Here is a 20,070-nt window from a genome sequence, read left to right as displayed (position 1 = left end):
GCGGTTTCGGCGGGACCGGCGAGCGCCTGCTCGCCGACGAGTTCGCCGTGCAGGAAGGCGGCCAGCTCCACCGGGGTCGGGTGGTCGAAGGCGAGGGTGGCCGGCAGCCGGAGCCCGGTCACCGCGTTGAGCTGGTTGCGCAGTTCGACGGAGGTCAGCGAGTCGAAGCCGAGGTCGCGGAACGCCTGCCGGGCCTGCACCAGGTCGGCCGAGTCGTGGCCGAGTACGGCGGCGGCCTCGGCACGGACCAGGTCGGTCAGTATCCGGTCCTGCTCGTACCGGCTCACACCGGCCAGCCGGGCGGCGAGTTCGCCCTCGGCGCGCGGCGCGGCGACGGTGCTGCCCGCACCGGCGCGGGCGGCGGCCAGCCGCCGGATCTCCGGCATGTCACGGACCAGCGGCATGTCGAGGACGTGCGCCGTGCCCGGTGCCGATCCCAGCTGCTCCGGGTCGAAGTCCATCACCGTCACCGCGGCGTGCGGGCCGTTGACGGTCTCGACCAGGGCCTCCACCGCGAGCTGCGGGTCCATCGGCGGCATGGCGGTCCGGCGCATACGGGAGCGGATCGCCTCGTTGGACTGCGCCAGCCCGGCACCGCCCCACAGGCCCCAGGCGACCGAGAGACCGGCCAGGCCGCGCGAACGGCGGTTCTCCGCCAGCGCGTCCAAGTACGCGTTCGCCGCGGCGTAGTTGCCCTGCCCCGGGCCACCGAGCGTGGAGGCCGCCGAGGAGAACAGCACGAACGCGTCCAGGTCCAGCTCCGCGGTCAACTCGTCCAGCAGCTCCGCGCCGCGGACCTTCACGTGCAGCACGGAGGCCAGGCGGTCCGGGGTCAGGCGGTCCACCACGCCGTCGTCGAGCACCGCCGCGGTGTGCAGCACCGACGACAGGGCCGGGCCGGTCGCCGCGATCCGCGCCAGCAGCGAGGACAGGGCCGGGCGCTCGCTCACGTCGCAGGAGACGAGGTCCACTCGCGTGCCGGCCGCGGCGAGTTCGGCGGCCAGCGCCGCCGCGCCCTCGGCCGCGGGGCCGGAACGGCTGGTCAGCACCAGGCGCTCGGCGCCCCGGCCGGCGAGCCGGCGCGCCACATGCCCGGCGATCGCCCCGGTGCCGCCGGTGAGCAGCACACTGCCGCGCGGGGTCCAGCCGTCGGCGGAGCCGCTGCCGCGTGCGACGCTCGACAGCCGACGTCCCAGGATGCCCGCGCGCCGGACGGCGACCTCGTTCTCGCCGCAGCCGGCCAGGACCGCGACCAGCCGCGCGCCGGCCCGTTCGTCCACTGTCTCCGGCAGGTCCACCAACCCGCCCCAGCGCTCCGGGTGTTCGATCCCGACCACGCGGCCGAGGCCCCACACCTGCGCCTGCACGGGGTGCGTCAGCGCCTCGCCCCGGCCGGCCGCGACGGCGCCGCGGGTGGCGAGCCACAGCGGGGCCCCGATGCCGGTGTCCCCGAGTGCCTGGACGAGCGCGAGGGTGCCGGCCAGGCCGGCGGTGACCACGGGGTGGTCGGGCAGGGGCGTCTCGTCCAGCGCCAGCAGCGACAACACACCGGCGACGGCGGACACTTCGGCGGCCTGGGCCAGCAGTTCGGCCGTCTCCGTCCGGTCGGCGGTTCCGGCGGGGACCTCGACCCGTGTGACCTCGGCGCCGCGGGCGGAGAGCGCGGCGACACACTGCCCGGCCGTGTCGTCGTCGGCTCCGGCCGGGGTCACCACCAGCCACCGGCCGGACAGCAGCCGGGAGTCCGGCTCGGCGACGGCCGACCAGGTGATCCGGTAGCGCCAGCCGGCGGTGGTGGAACGGTCCTGCTCGCGCCGCCGCCAGGACGCCAGCGCCGGCAGCACCTCGTGGAACGGGCGCCCGGCGTCCAACGCGAGGGTGCCCCCGAGGCGGGTCAGGTCGCCGCCCTCGACGGCCGCCCAGAACGCGGCCTCGACATCGGGGCTCGCACTGCCGCCGCCCGTCGCGGCCAAGCCGCCGGTGGGCAGCGCCAGCATGCCTTCCGGCCAGTAGCGCCGGTGGCGGAAGGCGTACGTCGGCAGCTCCACCTGCTGCCCGGCGGGCAGGACCGACGTCCAGTCCACCGGCGCACCGCCGGCGAAGGCTTCGGCGAGCGAGGTCACCAGGCGGTCCGTGCCGCCCTCGTCACGCCGCAACGTCGCGCAGACGGCAGCGGGTTCGGCGCCATGGCCCGCCTCCTGGGCGACCTCTTCCAGGGTGTCGTTCATGGCACCCATCAGGACCGGGTGCGGAGTCACCTCGACGAACAGCTGATGGCCGCGCCCCGCCAACGTCCGCACCGCACGGTCGAAATGGACCGTCGCCCGCAGACTCCGGAACCAGTACCCCGCGTCCAACTCCTCACCGGTCAGCGTCTCCCCCGTCATCGCCGACACCATCGGCACCCGGCCCCGACGCGGACTGATCCCCGCCAGGACCGAGGTGATCTCCTCCTCCAGGCGGTCCACCTGCGCCGAATGGGACGCGTAGTCCACCGCCACCATCCGCGCCCGGACGCCCTCGGCCTCGAACTCCGCCTTCAACTCCTCCAGAGCTGCGGGCTCACCCGACACCACCACCACCGAAGGCCCATTGACCGCCGCCAACGCCACGGTGTCCCCGAACCGGACCAACCGCTCCTCAACCTGTTCGGCAGACCTGCTCACCGACAGCATCCCGCCCGCACCCGCCAACACCTTCAACGACTGCGACCGCAACGCCACCACCCGGGCACCGTCCTCCAGCGACAGCATCCCGGCGACCGTGGCCGCCGCGATCTCACCCTGCGAGTGACCCACGACAGCCTCGGGCGACACCCCGGCCGCCTCCCACACCGCCGCCAAAGACACCATCACCGCCCACAACGCCGGCTGCACCACATCAGCCGCCTCCAACGCCGGAGCACCCTCAGCCCCCGCCAACACCTCATGCAGCGACCACTCCACATACGGCGCCAAAGCCGCCGCACACTCCGCCAACCGAGCCGCGAACACCGGCGACACCGACGCCAGTTCACGCCCCATCCCCACCCACTGCGACCCCTGACCCGCGAACGCGAACACCGGACGCGCCGCCGAACGGGCCTTCCCCGACACCACCGCACCCGACGGCGTACCGGACACCACGCTCGCCAGGCCGGACAGGAGTTCCTGGCGGTCACCGCCGACGATCACCGCGCGGTGCTCGAAGACCGAGCGGGTGGCCGCCAACGACCAGGCCACGTCGGCCGGTTGCAGCTCGGGACGGGCCGAGACCCACTCCCGCAGCCGGCCCGCCTGCGCGGCGAGCGCTTCGGCGGTGCGCCCCGAGACCACCCAGGCCCCGGCGCCGGCGTCCGGCGCGACGGCGACCGCGACCGCCGCCACCGCCGCGGCCTCGGGGTCCGAGGAGTCCCCGGATTCCCCGGCCGCCTCCACAGGCTCCGCCGCGGGGGCCTCTTCCAGGATGACGTGCGCGTTCGTCCCGCTGATGCCGAACGAGGAGACGCCGGCCCGGCGCACCCGGCCGTCGGACTGCCACGGAAGGGCCTCGGTGAGCAGCCGCACCTCACCGGCGGTCCAGTCCACGTGCGAGGACGGCACCTCGGCGTGCAGCGTCTGCGGCAGCTGCTCGTGCCGGAGGGCCAGCACCATCTTGATGACGCCGGCGACACCGGCGGCGGCCTGCGTGTGGCCGATGTTGGACTTCACCGAGCCCAGCAGCAGCGAGCCGCGGTCGCCGCGGTCCTGGCCGTAGGTGGCCAGCAGCGCCTGCGCCTCGATCGGGTCACCCAGCGTCGTACCGGTGCCGTGCGCCTCCACCACGTCCACATCGGCCGTGCTCAGGCCGGAGTTGGCGAGCGCCGCCCGGATCACGCGCTGCTGCGAAGGGCCGTTGGGAGCCGTCAGGCCGTTGGAGGCGCCGTCCTGGTTGATGGCGGAGCCGCGCAGCACGGCGAGGACCTCGTGGCCGTTGCGGCGGGCGTCCGACAGCCGCTCGACCACGAGCATGCCGGCGCCCTCGGCCATGCCCATGCCGTCGGCGTCGTCGGAGAACGCCTTGGAGCGTCCGTCCGCCGCGAGGCCCCGGGCGTGCGAGAACGCCAGGAAGCCGTCGGGGCTGGCCATGATGGTGACACCGCCGGCCAGCGCCAGGGAGCACTCCCCGGCGCGCAGGGCCTGTGCCGCCAGGTGGAGGGCGACGAGCGAGGAGGAGCACGCGGTGTCGATGGTGACCGCGGGGCCCTCCAGGCCGAGGGTGTAGGAGACGCGGCCGGACAGCACGCTGGCGGCGTTGCCGGTCATCAGGTGGGCACCGAGGCTTTCGAGTTCCTCTTCGTCGGTGACGCTGACGGCGAGGTAGGAGGAGCCGTAGCCGCCGACGAAGGCGCCGGTGCGGCTGCCGCGCAGGGTGGCCGGGTCGATCCCGGCGCGCTCCAGCGCCTCCCAGGACGTCTCCAGCAGCAGGCGCTGCTGCGGGTCCATCGCCAGCGCCTCGCGCGGGCTGATCCCGAAGAAGCCGGGGTCGAAGGCGCCGGCTTCCTGGAGGAAGCCGCCGACCTGGGTGTAGGAGGTGCCGGCGTGCTCGATGTCCGGGTTGTAGAGGGATTCGAGGTCCCAACCGCGGTCGGTGGGGAAGGTCGACAGGCCCTCGGTGCCGTCGGTGAGCATCTGCCACAGCTCGTCCGGGCTGGTCACGCCGCCGGGGAAGCGGCAGGCCATACCGACGATCGCGATGGGCTCGTCGGCGGCGGACGCGGCGAAGGTCTCCGGGACGGCAGTGGCGGCGTCCGTGAGGTCGTCGGCGAGCTGCTCCCGCAGGTGTGCGGCAAGTTCCACCGGGGTGGGGTAGTCGAAGACCAGGGTGGACGACAGGCGCAGGCCGGTCGCCGGGTTCAGCCGGTTGCGGAACTCGACGGCGATCAGCGAGTCGAAGCCCAGGTCGGTGAAGGGCCGGCCGGCCTCCACGGCGTCACCGGAGGGGTGGCCGAGGACGGCGGCCGCGTGGCTGCGGACCAGGTCGAGCAGGAGCCGGTCGCGTTCGGGGCCGGTCAGCGCGGACAGCTGCTCCCGGAGTTGCTGGGCTGCGTCGGCGCCGGCCGCGGCGGTGGCGCCGGCGGCGGAGGTGACGGCGGCCCGGCGCGGGGCGAGGTCGTCGGCGAGTTCCGTCCACAGGGTGGGGATACCGGTGGCGGCGGCCTGGGCCCGCAGCCCGGCCTTGTGCAGGCGGGCCGGGACGAGGACGGCCTCGGGGCGGTCCAGGGCCAGGTCCAGCAGGGTCAGGCCCTCGTCCTCGCTGAGTGCGGCGAGGCCGGAGCCGGTCATGCGGCGGAGCATCACCTCGTCGAGGTCCCGGCCGATGCCGGCTTCCGGCATCCAGGGGCCCCAGGCCAGGGCGGTGCCGGCCAGTCCGGCGGCCCGGCGGTGGCCGGCCAGGGTGTCGAGGAAGGAGTTGGCGGCCGCGTAGTTGCCCTGTCCCGCGCCGCCGAACGCGGAGGCCACGGAGGAGAACAGCACGAAGTGGTCCAGGTCGCTGTCGCGGGTCAGCTCGTGCAGGTGCCAGGCGGCGTCGACCTTGGGGCGCAGCACCGCGGCCACCTGCTCGGCGGTGAGCGAGTCGACGAGGCCGTCGTCGATGATGCCGGCGGTGTGCACGACCGTCCGCAGGGGGCGGCCGGCGGGGATGCCGTCCAGGACGCGGGACAGCGCGTCGCGGTCCGCGGCGTCGCAGGCGACGACCCGCACGTCGGCGCCGTGCGCGGCCACGTCGGCGGCCAGTGCGGCGACGCCGGCGGCGGCCGGTCCCGAGCGGCTGAGGAGGAGGGCCTCGTCGGCCCGGCCGGTGGCGGCGAGGTGCCGGGCGACGACGCCGCCGAGGGTTCCGGTGCCGCCGGTGACCAGTACCGTGCGCGGGCCCGCGGTCTCTCGCGTCCCGGGGCGGTCGTCGGAGGCGGGTCCGCCGGTGGGGCGGACCATGCGGCGGACGTACGGCTGCCGTTGCCGTAGGGCGAGTTCGGGTTCGCCGACGGCCAGGGCGGCGGGCAGCGCGGCGGTGTCAGCGGCGTCGCCGTCGGCGGGGAGGTCGGCGAGCACGAAGCGGCCGGGGTGCTCCATCTGGGCGGAGCGCAGCAGGCCCCGTACGGCTCCCGCCGCCGGGTCGGCGACGCGCTCGCCGGGGTGCACCGGGACGCCGCCACGGGTGAGCAGGACGAGCTGCGCGGGCTGCAACTCCGTTGTGGCGAGCCATTCTTGAAGGAGCGTCAGCATTTCGGTGGTGACGCGCCGGGCGGCCGCGGCGACACCGCTTCGGTCCGCCGGGGCGGACGGGTCGTCGGCCGCGCCGCCGCTGAGGCAGGCGAGCACGGTGCGCGGCACGATGGCGCCCGCGGCGGCGTCCGCCGCGAGTTCGGCGACGCCGGGGTAGGTGCGTACCGGTGTCCCGGCGGCGTTCAGCTGCTCGGCCGCGGCGAAGCGGTCGGCGCCGATCAGGGCCCACTCCCCCTGCTGCGGCGGGTGCAGGGCGGGGTTGGCCGCGCTGCCGCGCGAGCCGCCGCGCTGCTGCGGGAGCCATTCGACGGTGAACAGAGCGTCCCGGACCCAGGCGTCGTCGGCCCGCACCTGGTCAGCCAAGAGCGGCCGGGTCGCGACGGAGTCCACCGACAGCACCATGGTGCCGGCGGTGTCGGCCGCGGTCAGCGCCAGGGTGCCGTCGGCGTCCCGGCGCAGCCGGACCCGCAGCACGGACGCGCCGGCGGCGTGCAGTTCCACGCCCCGCCAGGCGTGCGGCACGCGGATGCGGTCCGGTCCGGTGGCGTTGTCGCGGCCCTGGGCCGGCCCGGCGACGGAGTCGGCGAGCAGGGCGGCGTCGAGCAGCACCGGGTGGATTCCGTAGGTGTCGGCGACGCCGGCGTCCTCCGGCAGCGCCACTTCGGCGAACACGTCGTCGCCGCGCTGCCAGACGCCGCGCAGGCCCTGGAGCGCCGGGCCGTAGACGTCGGCGAGCCGCACCGTGTACAGGTCGGCGACGTCCAGGGCGCGGGCGTTGCGCGGGGGCCACGCGGTGAGGTCGGCGGGGGTCCTGACCGGCTGCCGCGCGGGCATGCGGCCGGGGGCGACGAGGGCGGTGGCGTACCTGACCCAGCTGTGCTCCTCCTCGGAGCGGTCGGGGCGGGCGAAGACGTCCACCCGGCGCCGGCCGTCCTCGTCCGCGGCGCCGACGAGCACCTGGATCTGCGTGCCGGCACCGTCGGCGGGGAGCGTCAGCGGCTCGTCCAGGGTGAGTTCGGCCAGCACCGGGCAGCCCGCCTGGTGGCCCGCGCTGACCACGAGTTCCACGAAGCCGGTGCCGGGCAGCAGCGCCACCCCGCCGAGGGTGTGGTCGGTCAGCCAGCTCTGGGCGCGGGCGGACAGCCGTCCGGTGCACACCAGCTGGTCCTCGCCGGCGAGTTCGACGACGGCGCGCAGCATGGGGTGGCCGAACGCTTCCAGCCCGAGTTCGGCCGGGTCGCCGGCGCCGTGCTTCACGGTGCCGGGCAGCGACATCATGCCCTTCGGCCAGTACCGCTGGTGCCGGAAGGCGTACGTCGGCAACTCCACCTGGGTGGCGGTGGGCAGCACCGACCGCCAGTCGACTGGGGCGCCGTGCACGAAGGCCCGGGCCAAACCCGTCTCCAGGCCGGTCACGCCCTCGTCGGTACGGCGCTGGAGCGGCACGAACGCGGGCTCCGCGCCCTGCACTTCGGCGACCGCGTCCGGGCCGAGGGAGGACAGGGAGCCGTCCGGGCCGACCTCCAGGAAGACGGAGACGCCTTCCCTGGCAAGGGCGGCGACGGCGTCGGCGAAGCGGACCGCCTGCCGTGCCTGCGCGGTCCAGTACCCGGCGTCCGGGTCCGACACCAACGCGCCGCTGAGGGCGCCTGCCCAGAGCACCTTGGGCCGGCTGTGCTCGATCCCCTGCGCCGTGGCACCGAGGCCGTCGAGTACGGGGTCCATGGCGGGCGAGTGGAACGCATGCGAAACGCGGAGCGGCCGCACCCGGTGACCGCGCTCGCGCCACAACTCCACCAGCGCGTCGACCGCTTCGACCGCGCCGGACACGACGACCGAGTCCGGACCGTTCACCGCGGCGACCGCGACCTCACCGGTCACCTCGGCGAAAGAGGCCACAACCTCCGCCTCCGGCGCCTTGATCGACGCCATCGCCCCACCCGACGGCAAGTCCTGCATCAACCGCGCCCGCACCGCCACGAGCTTGCAGGCGTCCGGAAGCGACAACACCCCCGCCACATACGCGGCAGCCACCTCACCCACCGAATGCCCCACCACCGCATCCGGCCGCACCCCCGCGGCCTCCAACACCGCGGCCAACGCCACCTCGAAGGCGAACAACCCCGTCTGCGCGTACAACGTCTGATCCGCCAGACCCGCGTCCACACCCTCGGAGCCCAGCACGACATCCCGCACGGGAACCGCCGCGCCCAACTCCAGTTCCAACAGCCCGCACACCCGGTCGAAGACCTCGGCGAACAGCGGGCTGGACCCGTACAACTCCCGGCCCATGCCGGTCCACTGCGATCCCTGGCCGGCGAAGACCAGCCCCACCTGGACGCCGGAACGCGCGACTCCGGAGACGACCGACGCCGACGACGCACCCTCGGCGACGGCCTGCGCCCCCGCCAGCAACTCCCCACGATCCGCGCCCAACACGACCGCACGGTGCTCGAACGCCGTACGCGTCGCCGCCAACGACCACGCCACATCGGCCGGTTGCAGCTCCGGACGGGCCGCCACCCACTCCCGCAGCCGGTCCGCCTGCGCCGCCAGCCCCTCCGCGGAACGGGCCGACACCAGCCAGGCGCCGGCACCGGGCAGCAGCGGTTCCGCGGTGCGGCCGCCGTCCTCCTCTACTGCGGCGGCGTCCGGGGTGTCCGGGGCGTTCTCGCCGTCGGCCTCCGCGGGCTCCTCGGCCGGCGCCTCCTCCACGATGACGTGCGCGTTCGTCCCGCTGACGCCGAACGAGGAGACGCCGCCGCGGCGGGTGCGCTCGCCCCGGGGCCAGGGCCGGGCCTCGCGCAGCAGCTCGACGTCGCCGGCCGACCAGTCGATGTGCGGCGAGGGCTCCTCGGCGTGCAGTGTCCGCGGCATCCGCTGGTGCTGCAGCGACAGCACCAGCTTGATCACGCCCGCGATGCCGGCGCCGGCCTGGGTGTGGCCGATGTTGGACTTCACCGAGCCCAGCCGGACCGGCTGGTCCGCCGGCCGGCCCTGACCGTAGGTGGCCAGTACGGCCTGCGCCTCGATCGGGTCGCCCAGCGTGGTGCCGGTGCCGTGCGCCTCCACCAGGTCGATGTCCGCGGTGGACAGGCGGGCGCTGGCCAACGCGGCGCGGATGACGCGCTGCTGGGACGGGCCGTTGGGCGCGGCGAGGCCGTTGGAGGCGCCGTCCTGGTTGATGGCGGAGCCGCGGACCACGGCGAGCACCGGGTGGCCGTTGCGGCGCGCGTCGGACAGGCGCTCCACCACGACCATGCCGGCGCCCTCGGATATCCCCATGCCGTCGGCGTCGGCGGAGAACGCCTTGCAGCGGCCGTCCTGGGCAAGGCCGAGCTGCTTGGAGAACTGGGTGAACATCACGGGGACGGTGGTGACGGTGACGCCGCCGGCCAGCGCGAGCGTGCACTCCCCGGAACGCACCGCCTGCACCGCCAGGTGCAGCGCGACCAGCGACGACGAGCAGGCGGTGTCCACCGTCACCGCGGGGCCCTCCAGGCCCAGCGAGTAGGAGACCCGGCCGGAGATGACGCTGGTGGAGGTCCCCGTCATCAGGTGGACGTCCAGGTCCTCGTCGGTGCCGAAGCCGTAGCCGGACAGCGACGCGCCGGCGAACACGCCGGTCTGCGAACCGCGCAGGGAGTTCGGGTCGATACCGGCCCGCTCCAGCGCCTCCCAGCACACCTCCAGCAGCAGCCGCTGCTGCGGGTCCATGGCGACGGCCTCGCGGGGGCTGACGCCGAAGAAGCCGGCGTCGAAGCCGCTGGCGTCGTCGACGAAGCCGCCCCGGAGGCGGCGCGTGCCGCCGTCCGGGTCCGGCTCCGTCAGCTTCTCCAGGTCCCAGCCGCGGTCGGTGGGGACGTCGACGATGCCCTCCTGGCCGGTGGCCAGCAGGTTCCAGAAGTCCTCCGGGCTCGCGACTCCGCCGGGGTAGCGGCAGCCGATGCCGACCAGGGCGATGGGCTCGTGGCTGCGCTCCTCGACCTCACGCAGGCGCTGCCGCGTGTGGTAGAGGTCGGTCGTCACCCACTTGAGGTAATCGCGGAGGGCCTCTTCATCTGCCATCGGATGTCACCAGTCCAGTTCGTGAAACGCGTACGTGCCGTCCGCACCTGACGTGGGCCATTTACCGGCCGAGTTCCCGGTGGATGAACTCGAAGATCTCGTCGTCCGAGGCGGAGCCGATCTTGTCCGCGACCGCCTGGCTCCCCTGCGGGGCGCCGGTCTCCTTCCACTGGGCGAGGAGACCCTGGAGACGCTCGGTGACCAGGTCGTACGTCTTCTCGTCCGGTGCCGTGCCGGTGAGCAGCGACCCCAGCCGGTCGACCTCCTCCACCAGGGACGCCGGGCCCGTCTGCTCCTGGAACTCCTCGTCCCACAGGTGGCCGGCCACCGCCTCGGGGGTGGGGTGGTCGAACAGCAGCGTGGCCGGCAGTTGCAGGCCGGTGGCGCCGCTCAGCCGGTTCCGCAGCTCGACGGAGGTCAGAGAGTCGAAGCCGAGGTCGCTGAAGGGGCGGGTGGCCTCCACGTCCTCCGGAGCGGCGTAGTCGAGGACCGCGGCGGCCTGCGCCTGCACCAGCCGGACCAGCGCCCGGTGCTGCTCGGCCCGGGGCAGATCGGCCAGTTCCTCGCGGAGCGAGGCGCCCGCGGCCGGGTCGCCGGCCGGTTCCGCGGCCTCCTCGGCGAGGGCCGCGGCGACCTCGGGCAGGCTCTCGATCAGCGGGCTGGACCGGCGCAGCGTGAAGGGCACGGCGAACCGCGACCAGTCCACGTTCACGATGGTCGTCGGCCCCTCGCGGCCGTCCACGAGCTGGGCGAGCGCCTGCACCGCGAGGTCGGCGTCCATGAGGGCCACCCCGCCGCGGGCGAGCCGTCCGGCGGTCTCGTCGTCGGTCATGCCGCCCCCGCCCCACGGGCCCCAGGCCACGGAGGTCGCGGCCAGGCCCTGGGCCCTGCGGCGTTCGGCGAGGCCGTCGAGATAGGTGTTGGCGGCCGCGTAGGCGGGCTGCACGACGCTGCCCCAGACCGCCGAGATCGACGAGAAGAGCACGAACGCGTCCAGGTCCAGGCCGCGTTCGCGGGTCAGCTCGTCCAGGTGCCGGGCGCCCGCCGCCTTGACGGCCAGGAGCGCGTCGGTCGCGGCCAGGTCGGCTTCCGCCACCGGCACGGTCTCCCCGATGCCGGCGGTGTGCAGCACCGCGGAGAGCGCGGGGCCCTCCGCCGCGATCCGGTCGAGGGTCCCGGCCACCTGGGCGCGGTCGCTCACGTCGCAGGCGAGGACGTCCACGCGGGCGCCGCCGGCGGCCAGTTCGGCGGCGCGCGCGGCCACGTCGGCGGCGGCCGGACCGGACCGGCTGGTCAGCACCAGCCGCTGGGCGCCGCGGCCGGCCAGCCAGCGCGCGCTGTGCCCGGCGATGGCGCCGGTGCCGCCGGTGAGCAGCACGCTGCCCCGCGGGCTCCACTCCCGCTCCGGCGCCGCCGGCAACGCGGCGTGCAGCAACCGCCGGCCCAGCACGCCCGCCGCACGGATCGCGACCTGGTCCTCACCGCAGCCCGCCAGCACCCCCGCCAACCGCGCGGCGATCCTGCCGTCCGCGCCGTCGAACACGGCCGGGAGATCCACGAGGCCACCCCACCGCTCGGGGTGCTCCAACCCGACCACCCGGCCCAGGCCCCACACCTGCGTCTGCTCCGCACGCACCGGCTCATCACCCGGCACGCCCACCGCCCCGCACGTCGCCACCCACAGCGGCGCCCCCACACCCGCGTCCCCCAGCCCCTGCACCAACCCCAACGTGGCGCCCAGCCCCACCGACACCGACGGGTACCCCTCCAACGGCGCCTCATCCACCGCCAGCAACGACAACACCCCGGCGAACCCGCCCTCCGGCACTACACCCCGCACCAGCTCCGCCACCGCCTCCCGGCTCACGGCCCCGGCCACCTCCACCACCACGACCTCGGCCCCGCGCGCCTCCACCACCGCACGGCACTGATCCGCCAGCCCACCACCGGCACCACCTGCCGGAACCACCAGCAACCACCGACCTGACAACACCCCGCCCACCGGATCGGCCACCGGAACCCACGACACCCGGTAGCGCCATCCCTCCGTCACCGACCGCTCCCGCTCACGCCGCCGCCAGGACGCGAGCGCGGGCAGCACGTCGTGCAGCTGGCGCTCGTCCTCGATGGACAGCGTCTCCGCGATCCCCGCCAGATCACCACCCTCCACCGCCGCCCAGAACCGGGCCTCCGCCTCCGACGACGCACCATCCCCGCCGACGACGGGCGCCGCACCCGCCGACTCCAGCCAGTACCGGCGCCGCTGGAACGCATACGTCGGCAGATCCACCGTCACACCGACCGGTAGCACCCGCCGCCAGTCCACCGGCAGCCCGCCGACATGCGCCTGCCCGAGGGACGTGAGCAGCCGCGCCGACCCCGCGTTCTCCCGCTCCAACGTCCCCACCGTCAGAACATCCGCGGCCCCCGCGTCCTCAGCCGTCTCCGCGACCGCCGCGGTCAACACCGGATGCGGCGACACCTCCACGAACGCCCCGTACCCGGCAGCCAACAGACTCCGCACAGCACCCTCGAACTGCACCGTCCGCCGCAGATTCGCAAACCAATACCCCGCATCAACCTCCACGCCGGTCAACCACTCACCGGTCACCGTCGAGACCATCGGCACCCGACCGGCGCGAGGCGCGATACCGCTCAACTCGCCGTGCAACTGCTCCGCCAACGGCTCCACCGCCGGAGAGTGCGCCACGAAATCCGTGGACGGAATACGCCACCGCATCGCCCTACGGGCGGCCAGTTGGCGCTCAAAGTCCGCCAACGCCTCCGGCGCACCGGAAACCACCACCGCGGCAGGACCGTTCACCGCCGCCACCGACAGACGACCCTCGAAGCCGTCCACCAACTCCTGCACAGCGCCCACCGGCATGACCACGGACACCATCGACCCCGCCACCGACAACCCCGACAACGCACGCGAACGCGCCGCCACCACATGGGCCGCGTCCTCCAACGACAGCATCCCCGCCACCGTCGCCGCCGCGATCTCACCCTGCGAATGCCCCACCACCGCGTCCGGCGTCACGCCTGCGGCCTCCCACACCGCAGCCAGAGCAACCATCACCGCCCACAACGCCGGCTGCACGACCTCCGCAGCCTCCAACTCGGGCGCACCCTCCACACCCATCAGCACGTCACGCAGCGACCACTCCACATGCGGAGCCAGAGCCGCCTCACACTCCGCCAGACGCGCGGCGAACAACGGGGACGCGCCCAGCAGTTCACGCCCCATCCCGATCCACTGCGTACCCTGACCCGCGAACACGAACGCCGTACGACCAGCCGGGCGGGCGGTGCCGGTGACGACCGACGGCGCCCCGGTCCCCGCGGCCAGGCACCGCACCCCGTCCACGAACCCGTCCCGGTCACCGGCCACCACCACCGCACGGTGCTCGAACACCGAACGCGTCGCCGCGAGCGACCACGCCACGTCCGCCGGCGTCGGCTCCGGCCGTTCCGCGGCCCAGTCCCGCAGGCGCCCGGCCTGCGCGGCGAGCCCCTCCTCCGAGCGGCCCGACACCACCCACGCCGTCACGTCACCCGACGCGAGAACTGCGGGGTCCGATGCGGGAGCCTCGTCGGCGTCCACCCGTGGAGCCTCAACCGGTTCGGTGTCCAGCGGTGCGGCGTCCTCGGCGGGGGCCTCCTCGAGGATGAGGTGGGCGTTGGTGCCGCTCATGCCGAACGAGGAGACGCCGGCCCGGCGCACCCGGCCCTCCGCCGTCCAGGGTTCCGCCCCGGTGAGCAGTTGGACGTCGCCTGCGGTCCAGTCGATGTGCGGGGAGCGTTCGGCCGCGTGCAGCGTCTTCGGCAGCGTGCGGTGCTGGAGGGCGAGCACCATCTTGATGACGCCCGCCGCACCGGCGGCGGCCTGCGTGTGGCCGATGTTGGACTTGATCGAGCCCAGCCACAGCGGGCGCCCCTCGGGACGCTCCTGGCCGTAGGTCGCCAGCAGCGCCTGCGCCTCGATCGGGTCGCCCAGCGGCGTGCCGGTGCCGTGCGCCTCCACCACGTCCACATCGGCGGCGGTCAGACCGGAGTTGGCGAGCGCCGCCCGGATGACGCGCTGCTGCGAGGGGCCGTTGGGAGCCGTCAGGCCGTTGGACGCGCCGTCCTGGTTGATCGCCGAACCCCGCACCACCGCGAGGACCTTGTGGCCGTTGCGCCGCGCGTCCGACAGCCGCTCGACCACGAGCATGCCCGCGCCCTCGCCCAGGCCCATGCCGTCCGCGCCCGCCGAGAAGGGCTTGCAGCGGCCGTCGGGGGCCAGCCCCATCTGCTTGCTGAACTGGTCGAACAGCAGCGGGTTGGCGGCCACCATGACACCGCCGGCCAGCGCGAGGGAACACTCCCCCGAGCGCACCGCCTGGCAGGCCATGTGCAGGGCGACGAGGGACGAGGAGCACGCGGTGTCCACGGTGACCGCGGGGCCCTCCAGGCCGAGCACGTAGGAGACCCGGCCGGACACCACGCTGGTGGAGATGCCGGTCACCAGGTGGCCGTCGAGTTCCTTCTGGACGCCGGAGCTCCAGCCGTAGCCGGAGGCGGAGGCGCCGGCGAACACGCCGGTGGCGGAGCCGCGCAGCGAGGCGGGGTCGATCCCGGACCGCTCCAGCGCCTCCCAGGCCACCTCCAGCAGCACCCGCTGCTGCGGGTCCATCGAGACCGCCTCACGCGGGCTGATCCCGAAGAAGCCGGCGTCGAAGCCGCTCGCGTCGTAGACGAAGCCGCCGGAGCGGACGGGGCCCGGGGCGTCGCCCTCGCGGTCCTCGATGACCCAGCCGCGGTCCGCCGGGAGGACGGAGACGGCGTCGACCCCGGCGGTGACGAGGTTCCACAGCTCCTCCGGGCCGGTGGCGCCGCCCGGGTAGCGGCAGGCCATGCCGACGATGGCCAGCGGTTCGTCCGCGGGCCCGGTCGGCGCGGGCGTCCCGGTGGAGCGGGCGGCGCCTTCCTGGTCGGCCAGGTCGGCCGTGTCGGCGAGTTCGGCGAGCAGGAAGTCGGCGGTCGCGGCCGGGGTGGGGGCGTCGAACATCAGCGTGGCGGGCAGGTGCAGGCCGGTGGCGCCGCTCAGCCGGTTGCGCAGTTCGACCGAGGTCAGCGAGTCGAAGCCGAGGTCGCTGAAGGCACGGGTGGCCTCGACCTCGCCCGGCGAGGCGTAGTCGAGCACGTCGGCCGCCTGGGTCTGGACGAGGGTGACCAGGGTCCGCTGCTGCTCGGTGCGGGACAGTCCCGCGAGCTGCTTGCGCCAGGACGCCGAGGAGTCCGGTCCGGAGTCCGCGGCGCTGCCCGCGGAGGCGTCGGGCCGGTCCCCGGCCAGTGCCTTCGCGACGTCGGGGAGGTGCTCGATCAGCGGGCTGGGCCGGCGCAGGGTGAAGGGCGGCGCGAACCGCTCCCAGTCCACGTGGGCGACGGTCAGCTGGGGTTCGCCGGCGTCCAGGACCTGGGCGAGCGCCTGCACGGCGTGGTCCTGGTCCATGACGATCAGGCCGCGGCGTATGCCCTGGGCCGCGCCCTCCTCGTCGGTCATGCCGCCGCCGCCCCAGGAGCCCCAGGCCACCGAGGTGGCGGGCAGGCCCTGGGCCCTGCGGTACTCGGCGAGGCCGTCGAGGAAGGTGTTGGCGGCGGCGTAGGCGGGCTGGAGGCCGCTGCCCCAGGTGGCGGAGATCGAGGAGAACAGCACGAACGCGTCGAGGTCGAGGGCACGGGTCAGTTCGTGCAGGTGCAGCGCGCCGGCCGCCTTGGCGGCGAGGACGGCGTCGGTCTCGGCGAGGTCGGTGTCCTGCACCAGGGTGGCCTGGTTGATGCCGGCGGTGTGCAGCACCGTGGTCAGGGCGGGGCCCCGCGCCGCGATGCGGTCGAGGGTCCCGGCCGCCTGGGCGCGGTCGCTGACGTCGCAGGCGAAGACGTCGACCTGGCTGCCGCGGGCGGCAAGTTCGGCGGCGCGGGCCGCCACTCCCGCGGCGGCCGGGCCGGAGCGGCTGGTCAGCACCAGCCGCTGGGCGCCGCGGCCGGCCAGCCAGCGGGCCACGTGCCCGCCGATGGCGCCGGTGCCGCCGGTGACCAGGGCGGTGCCGCCGGGCGTCCAGCGCCCGGCGTCGCCGCCCGGGCGGTCGGCCCGGCTCAGCCGGCGGCCGTAGATCCCGGACGGGCGGACGGCGGCCTGGTCCTCGCCGCAGCCGGCCAGCACCGCGCAGAGCCGCGCGGTGACCTGGGCGTCGTCGTCCTCGTGCCCGTCGAACCCGGCGGGCAGGTCGACCACGCCGCCCCAGCGGTCGGGGTGTTCCAGCGCGGCAACGCGGCCGAAGCCCCACGTCAGGGACTGCACCGGGGACATGGTCGCCTCGCCGGGAGCCGCGCTGACCGCACCGCGGGTCAGCACCCACAGCGGCGCCTCCACCCCCGCGTCACCAAGAGCCTGGACCACAGCCAACGTACCCGCCAGGCCACGCGGCACCGCCGAGTGTCCAGGCACCGGGGACTCGTCGAGAGCAAGCAGCGACACGACGCCCGCCGGTGCCGCCGCGTCCTGGAGCACCTGACCCAGTACGGCGCCCACCGCCGCACGATCGACGGCCTCGGCGGGCACACGGACGACGGTGGTGTCCGCGCCACGCGCGGCAAGTGCCGCCGCACAGGCACCCGTCAGGCTGTCGCCGTCCGGCCCGGTCAGCAGCAGCCAGCGACCGGTCAGGACCGCGGCGACCGGGTCCGCGACCGGCGCCCACTCGACGCGGTAACGCCAGTCCGCAGTGGCCGACCGGTCCCGCTCACGCCGCCGCCAGGAGGTGAGGGCGGCCAGCACCTCGCCCAGCGAGTGCTCGTCGTCGAGTTGCAGGACCTCGGCGATGTGGGCCACGTCGCCGCCGTCGACGGCGTTCCAGAAGCGGATCTCGGCCGGGTCGGCGCCGGACTCCGCAGAAGCGGGGGCCGCCTCCGCGGTGGACGGCTCCAGCCAGTAGCGGCGGTACTGGAAGGCGTAGGTGGGCAGTTCGACGACCTCGGCGGCCGGGAGCACCTTGCGCCAGTCCACGGAAAGCCCGCCGACATACGCCTCACCCAACGCCCGCAGCACCCGCGCCGCACCCGCGTCCTCACGCGTCAACGTCCCCACCGTCAGCACCGACCCGGTACCCGCGTCCTCAGCCGTCTCCGTGATCGCCGCAGTCAGCACCGGATGCGGCGACACCTCCACGAACGCACCGAACCCCGCCCCCAGCAGGCCCCGCACCGCCTCCTCAAAACGCACCATCCGCCGCACATTCGCAAACCAATACCCCCCATCCAACTCCTCACCAGTCAGCATCTCCCCCGTCACCGTCGACATCAACGGCACCCGGCCACGACACGGAGCAATCCCCGCCAACTCCCCCTCCAGCACATCCGACAGGGAGTCCACCAACGGCGAATGCGCCACGAAATCCGACGCCGGAACACGCCACCGCAACACCCGCCGCGACGCCAACTCCCGCTCAAAACCAGCAAGAGCATCCTGATCACCCGACACCACCACAGACGCCGGACCGTTCACCGCCGCCACCGACAAACGACCGCCGAAACCATCCACCAACTCCTGCACCGCAGCAGCCGGCATCACCACCGACACCATCGACCCAGCCACCGACAACCCCGACAACGCACGCGAACGCACCGCCACCACACGCGCCGCATCCTCCAACGACAACATCCCCGCCACCGTCGCCGCCGCAATCTCCCCCTGCGAATGCCCCACCACCGCATCCGGCACCACACCCGCCGCCTCCCACACCGCGGCCAACGACACCATCACCGCCCACAACGCCGGCTGCACCACCTCCGCCGCCTCCAACACCGGCGCACCCTCCACACCCGTCAACACCTCACACAACGACCACCCCACATACGGAGCAAGAGCCGCCTCACACTCCGCCAGACGCGCCGCGAACACCGGCGAAGAACCCAGCAGTTCACGCCCCATCCCCACCCACTGCGCACCCTGACCCGCGAACACGAACGCCGTACGACCACCCGAACCCACCACACCCGACGGCACCCCACCCGACGCCAAAGACGCCACACCCGCCAACAACTCACCCCGACCCGAACCCACCACCACACCACGACGCTCGAACACCGAACGCGTCGCCGCCAACGACCACGCCACATCGGCCGGTTCCAACTCCGGCCGCTCCGCCACCCACTCCCGCAACCGCCCCGCCTGCGCCGCAAGCCCCTCCTCCGACCGACCCGACACCACCCACGCCGTCACCCCACCCCCCGCAAGGACAGCGGGGGCCGGCGCGGGAGCCTCGTCGGTGTCCTCGCCCACCATCTCGGCGACGTCGGCGTCGATCCCGTCGTCCGGCGTCTCCGCAGCCGTCTCCGCGGCCGGGGCCTCCTCCAGGATCACGTGGACGTTCGTCCCGCTCATCCCGAAACCGGACACACCCGCCCGCCGCGTCCGCCCCGACCCACCCGGCCACTCCACCGGCTCCGCCAGCAACTCCACCCCGCCCACCGACCAGTCCACCTCACTGGTCGGCTCTTCAACATGCAGCGTGCGCGGCAACCGCTCGTTCTGGAGCGCCAGCACCATCTTGATGATTCCGGCCATGCCCGCGGCCTGCTGGGCGTGGCCGATGTTCGACTTCACCGAGCCCAGCCACAGCGGCCGGCCCTCGGGACGCTCCTGCCCGTAGGTGGCCAGCAGCGCCTGCGCCTCGATCGGGTCGCCCAGCGGCGTACCGGTGCCGTGCGCCTCCACCACGTCCACATCGGCGGCCGACAGCCGCGCGCTGGCCAGCGCGGCGCGGATGACGCGCTGCTGCGAGGGCCCGTTGGGCGCCGTCAGACCGTTGGACGCGCCGTCCTGGTTGATCGCCGAACCCCGCACCACCGCAAGGACCTTGTGGCCGTTGCGCCGCGCGTCCGACAGCCGCTCGGCCACGACGATGCCGACGCCCTCGGCGACGCCCATGCCGTCGGCACCGGAACCGAACGCCTGGCAGCGCCCGTCCGGGGAGAGCCCGAGGGAGGTGCTGAAGTCGGTGAACAGCACCGGGGTGGCCGCCACGTAGGCGCCGCCGACCAGTGCCATCGAGCACTCCCCGGAACGCAGCGCCTGGCAGGCCAGGTGGAGCGAGACGAGGGCCGAGGAGCAGGCGGTGTCCACGGTGACCGCGGGGCCCTCCAGGCCCAGGGTGTAGGAGACGCGGCCGGACAGCACGCTCATGGCGTTGCCGGTCATCACGTGCCCGTCCAGGTCGCCCTGTTCGCCGCTGACCCAGCCGTAGCCGGAGGCCGAGCCGCCGGCGAACACACCGGTGGCGGAGCCGCGCAGCGACACGGGGTCGATCCCGGACCGCTCCAGTGCCTCCCAGGCCACCTCCAGCAGCACCCGCTGCTGCGGGTCCATCGAGACCGCCTCACGCGGGCTGATCCCGAAGAAGGCCGGGTCGAACCGGGTGGCGTCGTAGACGAAGTTGCCGGCCTGCACCTCGGCGGCGTCCTGCCCGGTGCCGTCGGGGCCGCTCAGGTCCCAGCCGCGGTCCTGCGGCAGCCCGGCCACCGACTCCCGCCCGGCGTCCAGCAGTTGCCACAGGGCCTGCGGGGTGCGGACCCCGCCGGGGAAGCGGCAGGCCATGCCCACCAGGGCCACCGGTTCGCCGCCGGCCGCCTCCACTGCCTGTAGGCGCTGCCTGGTCTCGTGCAGGTTGGCGGTCACCCGCTTGAGGAAATAGCGAAGCTTCTCCTCGCTCAT

At 74.4% G+C, this 20,070-nt stretch carries 2 protein-coding genes; both read right to left on the bottom strand.

Annotated features, from left to right (window positions below; translation table 11 throughout):
- Nucleotides 1-10,313, bottom strand: a 10,313-nt coding sequence (locus AC3ERT_RS26515; RefSeq protein WP_435177192.1) for a type I polyketide synthase, incomplete at its 3' end; no start/stop codon positions are given.
- A gap of 61 nt (nucleotides 10,314-10,374) precedes the next feature.
- Nucleotides 10,375-20,070 (bottom strand): type I polyketide synthase, encoded by a 9,696-nt coding sequence (locus AC3ERT_RS26510; protein WP_435177190.1) that lies wholly within the window; start codon nucleotides 20,068-20,070, stop codon nucleotides 10,375-10,377.

It is taken from the genome of Actinacidiphila sp. bgisy145, assembly GCF_057708125.1.
This window is presented reverse-complemented; position numbering and strand designations above follow the sequence as displayed.

Coding starts and splice junctions, on each gene's coding strand:
- AC3ERT_RS26510 (WP_435177190.1), bottom strand. CDS start 20,070: ATGAGCGAGGAGAAGCTTCGCTATTTCCTCAAGCGGGTGACCGCCAAC.